This is a genomic window from Sinimarinibacterium thermocellulolyticum (assembly GCF_040327995.1).
Classification (GTDB): domain Bacteria; phylum Pseudomonadota; class Gammaproteobacteria; order Nevskiales; family Nevskiaceae; genus Solimonas; species Solimonas thermocellulolyticum.
This window is the reverse complement of the sequence record NZ_JBEPIJ010000001.1, coordinates 65,316-80,850: the sequence shown is the minus strand read 5'-3', so window position 1 is coordinate 80,850 and position 15,535 is coordinate 65,316. Positions and strand designations below refer to the sequence as shown.

Annotated in this window: 14 protein-coding genes; 7 read left to right on the top strand and 7 right to left on the bottom strand. The window is 69.1% G+C overall.

Annotated features, from left to right (window positions below; all coding sequences use genetic code 11):
• Positions 1 to 91: 91 nt before the first annotated feature.
• Complete coding sequence (locus ABSH63_RS00420) at positions 92 to 565, bottom strand: DNA polymerase III subunit chi (RefSeq protein ID WP_352886385.1); 474 nt, start codon at positions 563 to 565, stop codon at positions 92 to 94.
• A 103-nt stretch (positions 566 to 668) separates the two neighbouring features.
• Positions 669 to 2,180 (bottom strand): leucyl aminopeptidase, encoded by a 1,512-nt coding sequence (locus ABSH63_RS00415; RefSeq protein WP_352886383.1) that lies wholly within the window; start codon positions 2,178 to 2,180, stop codon positions 669 to 671.
• Between the two features lie 227 nt (positions 2,181 to 2,407).
• On the opposite strand from ABSH63_RS00415, the gene lptF reads away from it, so the two are divergent.
• From lptF to ABSH63_RS00400, 3 genes are all read left to right on the top strand, one after another.
• Entirely contained in the window at positions 2,408 to 3,493 is a 1,086-nt protein-coding gene (lptF, locus tag ABSH63_RS00410; RefSeq protein ID WP_352886382.1) for an LPS export ABC transporter permease LptF, read from the top strand.
• The gene (gene lptG, locus ABSH63_RS00405) at positions 3,490 to 4,557 is read left to right on the top strand and encodes an LPS export ABC transporter permease LptG (protein WP_352886380.1); all 1,068 of its coding nucleotides are present in this window, start codon (positions 3,490 to 3,492) and stop codon (positions 4,555 to 4,557) included. Before lptF ends, lptG begins: the two co-directional genes overlap by 4 nt.
• A gap of 73 nt (positions 4,558 to 4,630) precedes the next feature.
• Positions 4,631 to 5,131, top strand: a complete 501-nt coding sequence (locus tag ABSH63_RS00400) for a CC0125/CC1285 family lipoprotein (RefSeq protein ID WP_352886379.1) — start codon at positions 4,631 to 4,633, stop codon at positions 5,129 to 5,131.
• 4 nt (positions 5,132 to 5,135) lie between these two features.
• On the opposite strand, the gene ABSH63_RS00395 is transcribed toward ABSH63_RS00400, so the two are convergent.
• From ABSH63_RS00395 to argA, 5 genes are all read right to left on the bottom strand, one after another.
• Positions 5,136 to 5,645, bottom strand: coding sequence for an RDD family protein (locus ABSH63_RS00395; protein ID WP_352886377.1), 510 nt, complete (start codon positions 5,643 to 5,645; stop codon positions 5,136 to 5,138).
• A gap of 66 nt (positions 5,646 to 5,711) precedes the next feature.
• Positions 5,712 to 7,499, bottom strand: a complete 1,788-nt coding sequence (locus ABSH63_RS00390) for an acyl-CoA dehydrogenase C-terminal domain-containing protein (protein ID WP_352886374.1) — start codon at positions 7,497 to 7,499, stop codon at positions 5,712 to 5,714.
• A gap of 152 nt (positions 7,500 to 7,651) precedes the next feature.
• Positions 7,652 to 8,377, bottom strand: a complete 726-nt coding sequence (locus ABSH63_RS00385; protein ID WP_352886373.1) for a 16S rRNA (uracil(1498)-N(3))-methyltransferase — start codon at positions 8,375 to 8,377, stop codon at positions 7,652 to 7,654.
• Between the two features lie 4 nt (positions 8,378 to 8,381).
• Complete coding sequence (locus ABSH63_RS00380; protein WP_352886372.1) at positions 8,382 to 9,791, bottom strand: adenosylmethionine--8-amino-7-oxononanoate transaminase; 1,410 nt, start codon at positions 9,789 to 9,791, stop codon at positions 8,382 to 8,384.
• Positions 9,788 to 11,107 (bottom strand): amino-acid N-acetyltransferase, encoded by a 1,320-nt coding sequence (gene argA, locus ABSH63_RS00375; protein WP_352886371.1) that lies wholly within the window; start codon positions 11,105 to 11,107, stop codon positions 9,788 to 9,790. Before argA ends, ABSH63_RS00380 begins: the two co-directional genes overlap by 4 nt.
• Before the next feature lie 108 nt (positions 11,108 to 11,215).
• On the opposite strand from argA, the gene ABSH63_RS00370 reads away from it, so the two are divergent.
• The 4 genes from ABSH63_RS00370 to ABSH63_RS00355 are packed head-to-tail and all read left to right on the top strand — an operon-like array spanning position 11,216 to position 15,490.
• Complete coding sequence (locus tag ABSH63_RS00370; RefSeq protein ID WP_352886368.1) at positions 11,216 to 11,770, top strand: UPF0149 family protein; 555 nt, start codon at positions 11,216 to 11,218, stop codon at positions 11,768 to 11,770.
• Positions 11,770 to 13,104 (top strand): aminopeptidase P N-terminal domain-containing protein, encoded by a 1,335-nt coding sequence (locus tag ABSH63_RS00365; RefSeq protein ID WP_352886366.1) that lies wholly within the window; start codon positions 11,770 to 11,772, stop codon positions 13,102 to 13,104. The genes ABSH63_RS00370 and ABSH63_RS00365 overlap by 1 nt, the downstream gene beginning before the upstream one ends.
• The gene (ubiH, locus tag ABSH63_RS00360; protein WP_352886365.1) at positions 13,101 to 14,315 is read left to right on the top strand and encodes a 2-octaprenyl-6-methoxyphenyl hydroxylase; all 1,215 of its coding nucleotides are present in this window, start codon (positions 13,101 to 13,103) and stop codon (positions 14,313 to 14,315) included. The genes ABSH63_RS00365 and ubiH overlap by 4 nt, the downstream gene beginning before the upstream one ends.
• The gene (locus ABSH63_RS00355; RefSeq protein WP_352886363.1) at positions 14,315 to 15,490 is read left to right on the top strand and encodes a UbiH/UbiF/VisC/COQ6 family ubiquinone biosynthesis hydroxylase; all 1,176 of its coding nucleotides are present in this window, start codon (positions 14,315 to 14,317) and stop codon (positions 15,488 to 15,490) included. The genes ubiH and ABSH63_RS00355 overlap by 1 nt, the downstream gene beginning before the upstream one ends.
• Positions 15,491 to 15,535 lie beyond the last annotated feature (45 nt).

Below are 15,535 nucleotides of genomic sequence, written 5' to 3'. Positions count from 1 at the left end.
CGGTCGAGATGTCGGGCGCGCCGCACGATGCGGCGCGCACCGGTGAAAAAGAGCCGAATTGTAGCGGCTGGGCGGCCGGCGCCGGCGCGGCCTATTTGGTCGTGCGACGGTGCCAGGTGCCGTCGGCGCTCTGTTCGTAGGTGCAAAGCTCGTAACCGCGATCGCGGTAGAACTTGTAACGCGCCCGCGAGGCGGCGCGCTGCGCGCCGTCGCCGGCGACGATTTCCAGCACGCGCTCAAAGCGGCTGAAGAAATCAGGTACCTCGGCGGCGAGGTTGACGAGCACATCGTGGTGCGAGTCCGGCGGCTCGACGCGGCCGATCAGCACGCTCGGCAGCGGTGCTTGCAGCGGTGTCCCTTCGTAGCGCTCGTGGGCGGTGAAGCCGCCCTGACGGAACGTCCACAGCGCGCCGTCGAAGTCTTCGGCGAGCGCGCCGCTGTCGGCGTAGACGTAGATGCGCAGGCCGGCACCGGCGGCCTTTTCGCACAGCCGGCACGCGGTGATCACGGGGCTGTCGGCGGCACCGCCGGTCTCGGGCAGGATGTAGAAATCGACGCGGGTCATCGGCGCGCGGTCGGTGGCGGGGCGCAAAGTGTAGCGGTGCCGAGCTGCCGCCGCGCCCTCGGCACGGCGGCGTCGGCCGCATCGCGACCGTGCCGGGCGCACCTCACTCGTTGCGGCGTGTGGCCAGGTCGAGCAGGTATTGCACCAGCAGTGGCACCGGGCGGCCAGTGGCCTTCTTGCCGGTCCAGGCCGTGCCGGCGATGTCCAGATGTGCCCACTTCATCTGCTTGGCGAAGCGCTGCAGGAATACGGCGCCGATGATCGCGCCCGCTTCGCGCGCACCCTTGGTCGCGATGTTGGCGACGTCGGCGAACTCGCTGCGGATCTGCTCGTCGTATTCCGGCCATAGCGGCAGCTCCCAGGCGCGGTCGCCGATGTGTTCGCCAGCGGCGAGCAGCGCGCGCGCCAGCGACGGCGTGTTGCTGAACAGGCCGCTGGCGTGCGCGCCGAGCGCGACCACGCAGGCCCCGGTCAGCGTCGCCATGTCGATGCAGATCGCCGGGTCGTAGGTGCGCTCGGCGTAGGTGAGCGCGTCGCACAAGATCAGCCGCCCCTCGGCGTCGGTGTTGAGCACCTCGATGGTGATGCCGGCCATGCTGGTGACGATGTCGCCGGGTTTGTTGGCGGCGCCGTCGGGCAGATTCTCCGCGGCCGGGATGATGCCGACGACGTTGAGCGGCAGCTTGAGTTCGGCCAGCGCCGCCATCGTGCCGAGCACGCCGGCGCCGCCGCACATGTCGAACTTCATCTCGTCCATCGCCGCGGCCGGCTTGATCGAGATGCCGCCGGCGTCGAAGGTCAGGCCCTTGCCGACCAGCACGACGGGTTTGTCGCCCTTGGGCCCGTGGAGGTACTCCGTCACGATCAGCTTCGGCGGTTGTCGCGAACCCTTGGCGACGGACAGCAGCGCGCCCATGCCGAGCCGTTCCATGTCCGACTGTTCGAGTACCTTGGTCTGGATGCTGCCGCCGCCGGCGAGCTTGCGCGCCTGCTCGGCGAGATAGCTCGGCGTGCAGATGTTGCCGGGCAGGTTGCCCAGATCCTTGGCCAGCTTGACGCCCTTGGCGATCGCAATCCCCTCGGCGAGGCCGCGCTCGCCGCGCGGCAGATCCGCGCGGCGCGGCACGTCGAAGGTGTAGCGCTCGGTCTTCGGACGGGAGATCTCGGCGCGCGCTTTCTCGCCGCGGCACTCGTCGAAACGGTAGAACACGTCCTCCGTCGTCAGCACCGCCTGGGTCACGGCCCAGTGGCAATCGCGGCCCTTGACCGGGACGTGGGTCAGGTATGAGGCGGCGTCGATCGCGCCGGTGGTGCGCAGCGCGCGCGCGGATGCGGCAATGGCCTTGCGAAACGCCGCTTCATCGAAGCTGCGCTCGCGGCCGAGGCCGACCAGCATCACGCGGTCGGCGAAGATGCCGGGCACGTCGTGCAGGATCAGGGTAGTGCCGAGCTTGCCATCCATGTCGCCGCGGCGCATGACCGCCGAGATCGCCCCTTGGCCGGCTTCGTCGACGGCTGCGGCCGGTGCGGTCGGGCTGCGCCGTTCGAACACCCCGACGATGAGGCAGGCGACGCGTTGTTTTTCTGGGGTGCCGCTCTTGACGAAGTAGTCCATGCTGTCCTCGGTACAGGCATCGTGGTGCGCGATAAGCCGGCCGCGGGCGAAGGGCGCGCCCGTAGCAGCCCATGCGCTGGCCCGATGCGGGCGTCGCGGCCGGCTGCCCGGCACAAGCCGCGGAATGTTACCGTCCATCGCCACGAGCCCCAAGGTCCGTGGAACCGGGCGCCGACCGCGTGGGCGCACGGCAGGCATAATCCGCGCATGTCTTTCGTCGCGACGCCGTGAACACCACGATCCTCGACCGCTATCTGCTGCGCGAGGCCGGACTGTCGTGGTTCGCCGTGACCTTCGTGCTGCTGGCGATCATGCTGTCGACGCGCTTCGCGCGGTTTCTCGCCGAGGCTGCGGCCGGCGAGCTGCCGCGCGAGCTGCTGTTCAAGGTGGCGGCGCTGTCGAGCCTGCAGTACCTGGTGATCCTGATTCCGGTGTCGCTGCTGCTGGCGATCATGCTCTCGCTCGGGCGTCTGTACCGGGATAGCGAGATCGCGGCGATGATGGGCTGTGGCGTGGGCCTGGGCGCGCTGTACCGGCCGTTCGTGCTGCTCGGCGCGTTGCTCGCGCTGCTGACCGCGGCGTTGGCGTTCCAGATCGGCCCGTGGGCCGGTCGCAGCGCCGACTACCTGGTCAAGAACGCGGCGCGGCTGATCCAGTTCAATCCGTTCGAGGAGGGTCGCTTCAAGTCAGTGATGAGCGGCCGCGCGGTGTTCTATGCCGAGCGGATGAGTGCCGACGGCGCAGCGCTGCAGACGATCATCGCGCACGTCGAGGAGGACGACGGCGGTGTGAGCTTCGTCACCGCGCGCAGCGGCACGCAGCGCACCGATCCGTTCAGCGGCGAACGCACGGTGAGCCTGCAGAACGGGTTTCGCTACCGCGGCGAACCGGGCCGCGCGGATTACGACGTGATGCGTTTCGGCGAGTTCACGACGCGCGTGTCGCCGCCGGAGTTCATCTACATCAGCGCCAAGCGCAAGCTCATGCCGACGGGGCAGTTGCTCGGATCGGACGACCCCAATGACCGTGCCGAGCTCGCCTGGCGCGTCGCCGCGCCGATTTCCGTCCTCGTCCTGACCCTGCTCGCCGTGCCGCTCGCGCACATCGCGCCGCGCCAGGGCCGCTACGGCAAGATCGTCGTCGGGATCGGTGCGTACCTACTGTATTCCCAGTTGATCGGCGTGGGTCAGGCGTGGATCGCCAAGGACGAAATCCCTAATGCGTTGGGGTTATGGTGGGTGCACGCGCTGATGCTCGCCTGGGCGCTGCTTTTGATCGCCAGGCGCCAAAACCGCCTGCGGTGGTGGCGATGACCACGCGCCTCGGCCGCTATCTGATCCGCACGATCCTCGGCTTCACGGGCGTCGTCGGCCTCGCGCTGGTGGCGATCTACACCTTCATCAGCTTCGTCGCCGAGATCGACGAGGTCGGCGAGGGCGGCTTCGGCATGCTGCAGCTCCTGTGGTACACGCTGATGATGCTGCCGTCCGGCCTGTACGTGCTGATGCCGATCATCGCCCTACTCGGCACGCTGATGGGCCTGGGGGCGCTCGCCGCGCAGAACGAACTCACCGCGATGCGCGCCGCGGGCGTCACGCTCGCGCGCATCGGTGCAGCGACACTCGGTGCCGGCGTGCTGCTCGGCGTTCTGTCGCTGCTCATCGGCGACTACCTGGCGCCGGCGGGCACGATGGCGGCGCGGGCCTACAAGTCCGCGGCCCAGTACGGCGCACAGGGCAGCGTCACCGAGCATCCGGTGTGGTTGCGCGATGGCCGTCACGTCGTGCACGTGCGCGCGCTGCGCAACGAGAACCGGCTCGCCAACGTCGACATCTACACGCTCGGCGAGGCGCTCGACGTCGAGCGCATCATCCACGCCCGGACCGCCGAGTACCGCGATGGCGGTTGGCTGCTGCGCGGCGTCGAGCTGACGCGCTTCGACAACCAGCGCGTGATCGCCGAGCGGCATGCCGAGCTGGACTGGGACGGTCGGCTGTCGCCCGAGGTGCTGCGCCTGTTCGTGCTCGAAGCCGGCAGCCTGACGACGCCCGGCCTGGTGCGCCTGATCGAGTACATGCGCGACAACGGCCTCGACGCGCGTCAGCACGAGCTGTCGCTGTGGCGCAAGCTGGTGGCGCCGTTCACGGTGATGGCAATGATGCTGTTCGCGGTGCCCTTCGTGCTCGGCCTGCAGCGCAGCGGCGGCGCCGGGCAGCGTCTGCTGATCGGCATCCTCGTCGGCCTCGGCTTTTATGTCGTCAACGAGGTCTCGGCCAGTCTCGGCCAGCTCTACGGCTGGCAGCCGGCACTCGCCGCCGGCGCGCCGACATTGCTGCTGGCGGCGTTGGCGGTGCTCCGGCTGCAACGGGCGCGTTGAACCCGATCGCTCCGCCGCGGTCTCGTATGCAGGCCTCCGACTCTGCCCTGACCTGCCGATTCGAGGTTGTGCCATGACCCGAATGCTGATTCGTTTCGCCCTCGCTCTGTCCCTCGGCGCCGCACTCGGCGCCTGCGTTTCGGCGACGCCCTACCAGCCGCGCGACCGCGGCTACGGCTATGCCGAGCAGAAGCTCGAATCGAACCGCTTCCGCGTCAGTTTCGCCGGCAACGGCGCGACGCCGCGCGAGACGGTCGAGAACTATCTGCTGTACCGCGCCGCCGAGCTGACGCTGGCGCAGGGCTATGACTACTTCGTGATCGCCGCGCGCGACACCGAGACCGACGTGCGCTACCAGCAGACCTTCAGCGGCTTTCCGGGCTTCGGCTACTACTACTTCTATCCGTATTTCGGCGCCAGCGTATCGACCACGCAAAGCGAGACCCGCTATGCCGCGCAGGCCGACGTGGTGATGTTCAAGGGCGAGAAGAACAGCGCCGACACGCGCGCCTTCAACGCCGCCGAGCTCAAGGCGAACCTCGAACCGCTGATCGTCCGCCCGCAGGCGTCCTGAGCGCTCAGCCGGTGCGCGCCGGCGGCAGCCAGACCAGCTCGGTGCCGCTCAGGCGGTCCTGCGGCGCGCGCCGGCGCGCATCGAGCAGCGTCCACAATAGGCCCATCGCCAGCGCGATCAGCGCCGCGGCGCGGATCGTCGCCGCGTGTGGGCGGCTCGCGAGCTGCGGTACCTGCAGTAGCGCGGGCGTCAGCGCAACGCCCCAGCACAGCAACATCACCGCATAACGTAGGGCCGCATCGAGCCAACGCAAGGGCGCGCCGTCGCTGCGCTGCACGCGCAGTCGCCACGAACGCATGCCCAGGGTCTGGCCACCATGTGTCCACGACCAGCCGAAAAAACCCAGGCCGACGAGGAACAAGTAAGCGCGCAGCGCCGCCCAGTTACGGTCCAGTCCGACGAGGTCGCGCACGATGGTGTCGACGACCAGCGCGACCATCCAAAGACCAAGGAGCAGCAGCCCGTCGTAGAAGGCGGCGGCGCAGCGGCGCCAGATCGGGGCGGGGGAGGTCATGGCGGGCGCAGTATAAGAGCCCGGCGACGCTTGGCGTCGCCGGGCGGGTCGGCGCTGGCCGGGGCGTCAGAAGTCCGCCGCGTCCAGTTCCATCAGCGGCTGGCTGCCGGCGCGCGCCTGCGCGAGCAGCGCCGCCGTCTCCGGGTACAGCTTGGCGAAGTAGAAGCGCGCGGTGACCAGCTTGGCCTTGTAGAACGCATCGCCCGAGTCCTGCTTGCGCAGCGCGACGCCGGCGGCGTAGCACCAGGCGAAGGAGAACACCAGATGGCCGATCAGGCGCAGGTAGGGCACGGCGGCGGCGCCCACCTCGTCGGGGTTCTTCATCGCGCGCTGGCCGATCTCCATCGTCAGCTTCTGCACCTCGCTCTGCAGGGCGTTGAACGGCGCGAGGAACTCCTGCATCTGCGACATTTCGTTGAAGGGCGCCAATGCGGTCTGCATCGCCTTGCCCAGCTTCATCAGCTTGGCGCCCATGTCGCCGAGCACCTTGCGGCCGAGCAGATCGAGGGCCTGGATGGTGTTGGTGCCCTCGTAGATCATGTTGATGCGCGCATCGCGCACGTGCTGTTCCAGGCCCCACTCGGAAATGTAGCCGTGGCCGCCCAGCACCTGCATCGCCAGCGTGGTGCACTCGTAGCCGTTGTCGGTGATGAAACCCTTGACCACCGGCGTCAGCAGGGCGACCAGGTCGGCGTTGTCCTTGCGGACTTTTTCATCCGGGTGCTTGTGCTCGAGGTCGATCGCAAGGCCCGCCCAGTAGGTGAAGGCGCGCGCGGCCTCGACGTAGGCCTTCTGCGTCAGCAGCATGCGGCGCACGTCCGGGTGGACGATGATCGGGTCCGCCGGCTTGTCCTTGAGCTTGGGGCCGGTCAGCGAGCGTGACTGCAGGCGTTCCTTGGCGTAGGCCAGCGCGTTCTGGTAGGCGACTTCGGCCAGGCCCAGCGACTGCATGCCCACGCCCAGACGCGCGCTGTTCATCATCACGAACATCGCCTTGAGACCCTCGTTGGGCTTGCCGACCATCCAGCCGGTGGCGCCGTCGAAGTTCATCACGCAGGTGGCGTTGCCGTGGATGCCCATCTTGTGCTCGATCGCACTGCACTTGAACGCGTTGCGCTCACCGAGCGTGCCGTCGGCCTTGGGGATGAACTTGGGCACGATGAACAGCGAGATGCCCTTGGTGCCGGCAGGGGCGTCCGGCAGGCGCGCGAGCACCAGGTGCACGATGTTCTGTGACATGTCGTGCTCACCGGCGGAGATGAAGATCTTGGTGCCGGTGATGCGGTAGCTGCCATCGCCGTTGGGCTCGGCCTTGGTCTTGAGGATGCCCAGGTCGGTGCCGGCATGCGGCTCGGTCAGGCACATCGTGCCGGTCCATTCGCCCGACACCAGCTTGGGCAGATACAGGTTCTTCTGCTCGTCGGTGCCGAAAGCGTGCAGCGCGTTGTAGGCGCCGTGCGACAGCCCCGGATACATCGTCCACGCCTGGTTCGCGGAATTCATCATCTCCATGAACGCGCTGTGCACGACGTGCGGCAGGCCTTGGCCGCCGTAAGCCGGATCCATGCCCAGGCCGCCCCAGCCGGCCGCGACGAACTGCTGATAGGCTTCTTTGAAGCCGGTCGGCGTGGTGACGACGCCGTCGCCGTGATAGGTGCAGCCTTCGCGGTCGCCCACCCGGTTGAGGGGGTAGAGCACGTCGGCGCAGAACTTGCCACCTTCTTCGAGCACCGAGTCGATGGTCGCGGCGTCGATGTCGGCGTGCTGCGGCAGCTTCTTGAGGACGCCCTCGACATTGAGCATCTCGTGCAGGACGAACTGCATGTCGCGCAGCGGCGGCGTGTACTGAGGCATCGGAAGTCTCCGGCAAGGTGGAAAGGATCGGACGCCGCGGACCGGCGTCACTCAAATCTCCCCCATACTCTAGCGTATGTTGCGGTGCAAACCCACTGGCCCGGCTGCCAGTTTGCGCTGGCGCTGCGCAGAACGGGGTGCGCGCGTGGGCGTCAGACCCAGTCGCCGTAGCGCGCCTGCAGCGCGGCGAGCAGGGCCACGGCCGCGGTCTCGGTGCGCAGCACCCTTGGCCCCAGGCGAAGGCCGATGAAGCCGGCGCGAGTCGCTGCCGCCAACTCGCCGGCACTCAGTCCGCCTTCGGCACCGGCCAACAGGGTCAGCGCGCCAGCGGGCGCGGGCAGGGCGGACAGCCCGTTGGCGGCGGCGGGGTCGAGGACGACGCCGCTGCCGTGGACGCCGGCGGCCAGCCAGGCGTTGAGCGGCTGCGGGGGGTCGAGTTCGGGAATCCGCGTGCGGCCGCTCTGCTCGCAGGCAGAGACGATCACGCCACGCCAGTGGTCGAGCTTCTTCGTCCAGCGCAGCTCGTCGAGGCGCACGACGCTGCGTTCGGCGAGCAGCGGCGTGATGCGGGTGACGCCCAGCTCCACGGCCTTCTGCAGGGTATAGTCCATGCGCTCGCCTTTGGACACGCACTGGGCCAGGCGCAGGTCCAGCGGCGATTCGCGCGACACCGGATCATGCGCACCGATGCGTGCACGCGCCGCGCGCTTGCCGACGCCCACGAGTTCGGCCGCGTACTCGCCGCCGCGGCCGTCGAAGGCGATGAAGCGATCACCCTCGCGCAGGCGCAGCACCGGCACCAGGTGACGAAAGGCGGCGTCGGGCAGGTCCAGCACCAGGCCTTCGGCGAGCGGGCCGGGCAGATGGATGCGCGTCATGCGGCTAGTCCGCCGTGGCTGCGCGCACCGCGTCCAGCGTGACCTGCGCCAGCCACTCGATCTCGCGCGGGGTGATCACGTAAGGCGGCATGAAGTACAGCACGTTGCCGAGCGGGCGCAGGAGCACGCCGCGCTCGGGACTGGCACGCAGCGCGTGGCGGTAGGCGCGCAGGCCGCGGCGTTCGGCGGCGGGATACGGTGTCTTGCGCTGGGCGTTTTGCGCCAGCTCGATCGCCAGGATCATGCCCTGCTGGCGCACCTCGGCGACGTGCGGATGCGCGCGCAGCTCGGCGGTCTGGGTCCACATCAGATTGGCCAGCAAGCGGTTCGACGCCAGCGGCTGCTCGCGTTCGAACAGGTCCAGCGCCGCCAGCGCGGCGCGACAGCCGATCGGGTTGCCGGTGTAGGAGTGCGAGTGCAAAAAGGCCTTGCCGGCAGCGTAGTCGTCGTAGAAGGCCTCGAAGATGGACTCGCGCGTGAGCGTCACCGCCAGCGGCAAGGTGCCGGCGGTCAGGCCCTTGGACAGGCACAAAAAGTCCGGGGTGATGCCGTGCTTGGCGCCCGTTCCGTAGCGCAGTGGCGGCGCAAGCTCGCAGGCGAACATCGCCCCGGTACGGCCGAACCCCACCGCGATCTCGTCGGCGATCAGGTGCACGCCGAAGCGGTCACAGGCTTCGCGCAGCAGGCTGAGGTAGATCGGGTGATACATGCGCATGCCGCCGGCGCATTGGACCAGCGGCTCGACGATCACCGCGCAGACTTCGTGCGCATGACGTTCGAGCGCCAGTTCCATGTGCTGGAACTGGCGCCGCGTGTAGTCCTCCCAGCTCTCGCCGGGGCCGCGTCCGTAGCAGTCGGGCGACGGCACATGGATCGGCGAGAGCAGCAGCGGCGCATAGGTGTCGCGGTAGATGGACGGTCCGCCGACCGCGAGTGCGCCGAGCGTCTCGCCGTGATAGCCGTTCTCGAGTGCGATGAAGCGCGTCTTGCCGGGCTTGCCGATGTTGCGCCAGTAGTGGAACGACATCTTCAGCGCGATCTCGACCGCCGAAGAGCCGTTGTCGGCGTAGGTGCAGCGGCTCAGGCCCGGCGGTGCCAGCCTGATCAGGCGCTCGGACAGCTCGACGACCGGGGCATGGGTGAAGCCGGCGAGCATCACGTGATCGAGCGTGTCGAGCTGCTGTTTGAGCTGCGCGACGATGTATGGGTGGCGGTGGCCGAAGATGTTGGTCCACCACGAACCGACCGCGTCGAGATAGCGGCGGCCCTCGAAATCCTCGAGCCAGACACCCTCGGCCGAACGGATCGGCACCAGCGGCAGCGGCGCGGCATCGCCGCCTTCGTGATCCTTCATCTGCGTGCACGGGTGCCAGACGTGCGCACGCGAGCGCGCTACCCAAGCCGAATTGCTCACAGATCCTTCACCAGGACCAGCGAGTTGCGCTGGTAGTTGTACAGGCGCTGCTTCTGCATCGGCAGCGCGTCGATGCTGGCCTTGCGAAAGCCGTGTTCGATGAACCAGTGCGGCGTGTGCGTCGTCAGGCTGAAGAGCTGCTTGAGGCCCAGCGCGCGCGCCTTGGTCTCGGCACGCTTGAGCAGGGCGCCGGCGCGGCCGGCGCGGCGGTAGTCGGGATGCACGGCGACACAGGCCAGCTCGCCCATCTGATTCTGCGGGAACGGGAACAGCGCGCAGCACGCGATCACCATGCCGTCGCGGACGATGACGTTGAAGTGCTGGATGTCGAGTTCGAGCTGTTCGCGCGAGCGCGGCACGAGGACGCCCTGCTGTTCGAGCGGCTGGATCAGAGCGAGCACGCCGCCGACGTCCTCGATGGTCGCGTCGCGCGTCGCCTCGTAGTCCGCATCCGCGTAGAGCATCACGCCGACGCCGTCGCGTGTGTACAGCTCACGCAGTAGCGCGCCGTCGGCGTCCTGGCCGACCAGGTGCACGCGCTTGACGCCGCCACGCATGGCCGCGAGCGCGGCGCCGAGGTAGGTACGGTCGATGGCATCGAGCGCCGGATCGGCGAGCAGGCGTTCGGCTTCGACTGCCGACATCTGGCCGGCGTCGCCGGTGCTGTCGGCGCTGCGCCAGCGGTCGGGGCTGCTCGGAGTCACGAACACCAGCTTGTCGGCCGAAAGGGCGGTGGCGGTCGCGGTGGCGACGTCCTCGGCGCGCACGTTGAAGATCTCGCCGGTAGGCGAATACCCGATCGGGGACAGCAGCGCGATGCGGTCCTGATCGAGCACCTGGCGGATGCTGTCGACGTCGACACGCCGCACCTCGCCGGTGAACAGATGGTCGACGCCGTCGCGCACCCCGACCGGGCGCGCGATGATCCAGTTGCCGGACGCGACACGGATGCGTGCGCCACCCATCGGCGTCGAGGCCAACGAAGTCGACAGCCGCGCCTCGATGTCCATGCGCAGGCTGCCGGCGGCGGCCTTGACGCAATCGAGCGCGGCGCGGTCGGTGACGCGCAGGCCGTCATGGAAGCGGGGTTCGAGCCCCGCGGCGCGCAGCCGCTGATCGATCTGCGGACGCACGCCGTGGACCAGCACCAGTTTGACACCCAGGCTCTGCAGCAGGGCGATGTCGTAGATCAGCGGGTCGAAGTCGGTGCGCTCGGCCGCCTCGCCACCGAAGGCGATGACGAACACGCGTCCGTTGTGCGCATGCATGTAAGGCGCGCAACTGCGCAATACGGCGACGAAATCGGCGTTGCTCATCGGCAAATTATAGGGGTGTGAGCGCGACGCAAGAGGGTGCGACGGGCCGCCGTGGGCGCCGGTCCGGCGCGCGCAAAGGCGGGCGGTCTTGCGACATATAATCGGACGATGAGCACCTGCGTGAATTACGAAGCACTCGCCGATGCGCTCGCCACACTGGGCGACGCCGATGCCGCGGCGGAGTACCACGGCGCGCTGTGCGGCGCGCTGTGCGTCAGCGAGCCCGAGCAGATCGACCTGCTGCACCTGATCGAGTCCGACCGCGCGCTGCCGGCGAGCGCGCGTCCCTTGCTCGAGCAACTGCGCGCCGAAACCTTCGCCGCGCTGATCGACGAGGGCATGAGCTTCCAGCCGCTGCTGCCCGACGATTCCGTCGCGCTGGTGCCGCGCACCGCCGCGCTGGCGTCGTGGTGTAGCGGTTTTCTGTTCGGGCTGGCGAGCCGGCGGCTGGATTTGTCACGCTGTTCGCAAGAGACGCGCGAGATCGTCGGCGACCTGACCGAACTCACGCGCGCGGCGGTCGGCGACGAGGTCGATGTCAACATCGAAGAAGGCGCCTACGCCGAGCTGGTCGAGTACGTCCGCGTCGGCGCCCAGCTCGTGTTCATGGAGATGCATCCGCGGCCGACGCTGGATCCCACCGAGTCTTCCCAACTGCACTGATGACGACCTCGGCCTTCACGCGCAAGGAGTACGCCGCACGGCGCGCGCGGCTGATGCGCCTGATCGGCAGCGATGGCATCGCCATCGTGCCGGCGGCGCGAGAGGTCGTGCGTTCGCGCGATACGCACTACCGCTTTCGCCAGGACAGCGATTTTGCCTATCTCACCGGATTTCCCGAGCCGGACGCGATCGCGGTGCTGGCGCCCGGGCGCAAGGTCGGCGCACGCAAGGCCGAATATCTGCTCTTCGTACGCCGGCGCGATGCCGAACGCGAGATCTGGGACGGCCGCCGCGCCGGGCCAGTAGGTGCGGTGCGCGATTACGGCGCCGACGAGGCCTACCCGATCGAGGACTTCGAGGCGCACCTGCCGGCCCTGCTCGGCGGACGTAAGACCTTGCACTACACGCTCGGCGAGCACGCCGCCTACGACGCGCGGATCGCCGCCTGCGTGCGCGAGATTCGCGAGGTCTCGCGGCGCGGTGCGGCGGCGCCGACCGACATCGTCGCGCTCGAAACGACACTGCACGAGATGCGCCTGCACAAGTCGGCGGCCGAGCTAGAGGTCATGGCCAGCGCCTGTGCGATCAGCGCCGAGGCGCATTGCATCGCCATGCGCACGGCGCGCCCGGGCCTCTATGAGTGGCAGGTCGGCGCCGAGCTGCATCATCACTTCGCCCGGCACGACATGGAGCCCGGCTACGGCAGCATCATCGGTGGTGGTGAGAATGCCTGCATCCTGCACTACACCGAGAACAATGCCTTGCTGCGCGATGGCGATCTGCTGCTGATCGACGCTGGCGGCGAGCTGCGCGGCTACACCGCCGACATCACGCGCACGTTTCCGGTCAACGGCCGCTTCAGCGCGGCGCAGCAGGCGGTCTACGAGGTCGTGCTCGAAGCCAACCGGCAGGCGATCCGCACGCTCCGGGTCGGTACGCCGTCATCGCGTCCGCACGAGGTCGCGACGCGCGTGCTCACCGAGGGCATGGTGGAACTCGGTCTGCTCAAGGGCAAGCCGGCGGAGCTGATCCGCGAAGGGCGGCATCGCCAGTTCTTCATGCACGGCACCGGGCACTGGCTGGGCATGGATGTGCACGACGTCGGTCGTTACAAGATCGATGGCAAGCCGCGGCCGTTCGCGCCGGGCATGGTGATGACGGTCGAACCCGGCTTGTACATCGCGCCGGGCACCAAGGGCGTTCCGGAAAAGTTCTGGGGCATCGGTGTGCGCATCGAGGACGATGTCGTGGTCACGGCGGACGGGCCGCGCGTGCTCACCGATGCTGCGCCCAAGACGGTGCGCGACATCGAGCGCATGATGAAGCGCGCATGACCGACGCCGCTGCGGTCGATGTCGCCATCGTCGGCGGTGGCCTGGTCGGTGCCAGCGTCGCGCTCGGCCTCGCCGACTCGGCGCTGCGCGTGGCGCTGATCGAGCCGGCCCCGCCCAGGGCGGGCCCGGCGCAGTGGGACGAGCGCTGCATCGCGGTCAATCACGCCAGTGTCCGCATCCTCGAGGCGCTCGGTGCCTGGCCGCAGTTGGCGCCGCAGGCGGCGCCGATCCGCTCGACCCATATCTCCGAGCGCGGCCGCTTCGGCGTCGCGCGCTTCACCGCCGAGGAGTGCGGGCTCGATGCGCTCGGCTACAACCTGCCGCTCGGTGCGCTCGGAGAAGCCTTGTGGCGGCGCGTGTCCGCGAGCAAGGTCCAGATACGCGCGCCGGCGCGCCTGGCCGCGGCGCGGGTGGAACGCGACCGTGTCGAGCTCCGGCTCGACGACGGTCAGGTACTCGCCGCGCGTCTGGTGGTCGCCGCGGACGGCGCGCAGTCGCCCTTGCGCGGCTGGTTCGGCGTCGGCGCGCAGACCCATGACTACCGACAATCCGCGATCGTCACCGCAGTACGCTGTAGCCGGCCGCACGCCGGCTGTGCGTACGAGCGCTTCACGCCGGATGGGCCGATCGCGCTGCTGCCCAAGCCCTGGGGCGACGAGGACCGGCTGTGCTCGCTGATCTGGACGACGCCGGCGACCGAGCTGGCCGCGCGCATGAACAGCGACGACGGCGCGTTCCTGCAGGCTGCGCAGCAGGCCTTCGGCGAGCGGCTCGGCCGTTTCGTCGAGATCGGGCGGCGCCAGGCTTATCCTCTGCAGCGCGTCGTCAGCAGCAGCGTGATCGCCGCGCGCACGGTGTTCGTCGGCAATGCCGCGCAGTCGCTGCATCCGGTCGCCGCACAAGGCTTCAATCTCGGTCTGCGTGACGCCGCCACGCTCGCCGAACTGCTGCTGGCGATCGGCGCTGGCGATCCCGGCGAACCGGCACTGCTGCAGCGCTACGCGCAGTTGCGCGAGACCGATCGCAGCCGCATGGCCGGCTTCACCGACGGCATCGTCCGGCTGTTCTCGAACCGCATCCCCGGCCTGCGCGGTCTGCGCCATCTGGGCCTGCTCGCGGTGGACCTGGTGCCCGGCGTGCGCGAGACCGTACTGTGGCAGAACCTCGGTTATGCGGGTCATAGCCCGCGGGCCGCGCGCAGCCAGCTTTGATGCGCGCGTCGTACTGCGAGGTGGCGATCGTCGGTGCCGGCCCGGTCGGCTGCGCGATCGCCGTCGGTCTGCATCGCGCCGGCGTGCAGGTGCAGTTGCTCGATCGGCGGCGTTTCACGCCGGACGATGCGGACTACGACACGCGCGTCTATGCCGTGTCGCCGGCCAGCGCGCGTCTGCTCGACGCGCTCGGTGTCTGGCCGTCGATCGTCGCGGCGCGTGCAAGCCCGTACACGCACATGCAGGTGTGGGAGCACGATCCCACGCAAGCTCTGCACTTCGACGCGGCCGACGTGCGCCTGCCGGTGCTCGGGCATATCGTCGAGCATCGTGTGCTGCAGCAGGCGCTGCTGGCCCGCGTGCCCGCCGAGGTGCTGCGTGTGCCGGCGGCGATCCGAGCCTGTCGCATCGACGAGGACGCGGCCGTGCTGACGCTCGACGACGGCAGTCGGCTGCAGGCGCGCCTGGTCGTCGCCGCCGACGGGCCGCAGTCGCCACTGCGAGCGATGCTGGGTGTCGACGTCGTGGGCGCCGACTACGCGCAAACCGCGCTGGTCTGCCATGTGCGCACGCAGCAGCCTCACCGCGAGACGGCGTACCAGCGCTTTCTCGACACCGGACCGCTGGCGCTGCTGCCGCTGGCCGACGGAGGCAGCTCGCTGGTGTGGTCGACGACCGAAGCCGACGCCTTGTTGGCGATGGACGACCGCGCCTTTTGCCAGCAACTCGCGGTCGCGACCCAGCACGCGCTCGGTGAGGTGCTCGAATGCACGCCGCGCCGGCCGTTCGCCTTGCGGTTCCAGCACGCGGAACGCTATGCGGGGCCGCGTTTTGCGCTGGCCGGCGACGCGGCGCACGTGGTGCATCCGCTGGCCGGGCAGGGGCTGAACCTTGGCTTTGGCGATGCCGCGAGCCTGATCGAAACGCTCAGCCGGGCACATCGGGCCCGCCGCGATCCAGGCAGTCCCCGCGTACTCGGACCCTATCGCCGCGCGCGCGCCGCCGCGGCGCGCGAGATGTTGCTGGTCACCGACGGCTTGTACCGCGCCTATCGGTTTCAACGACCCGGCTGGCGCTGGCTGCGCCAGCGTGGTCTGACCCTCGTCAACGAGCTGACGCCACTGCGGCGGGCGCTGGTGCAGCGTGCCTGTGGACTATCGTCCAGCGACGCCTGATGCCGCCCCGTTCAGGACCGCATGCAAGGGCGCGAGCACCCTGCA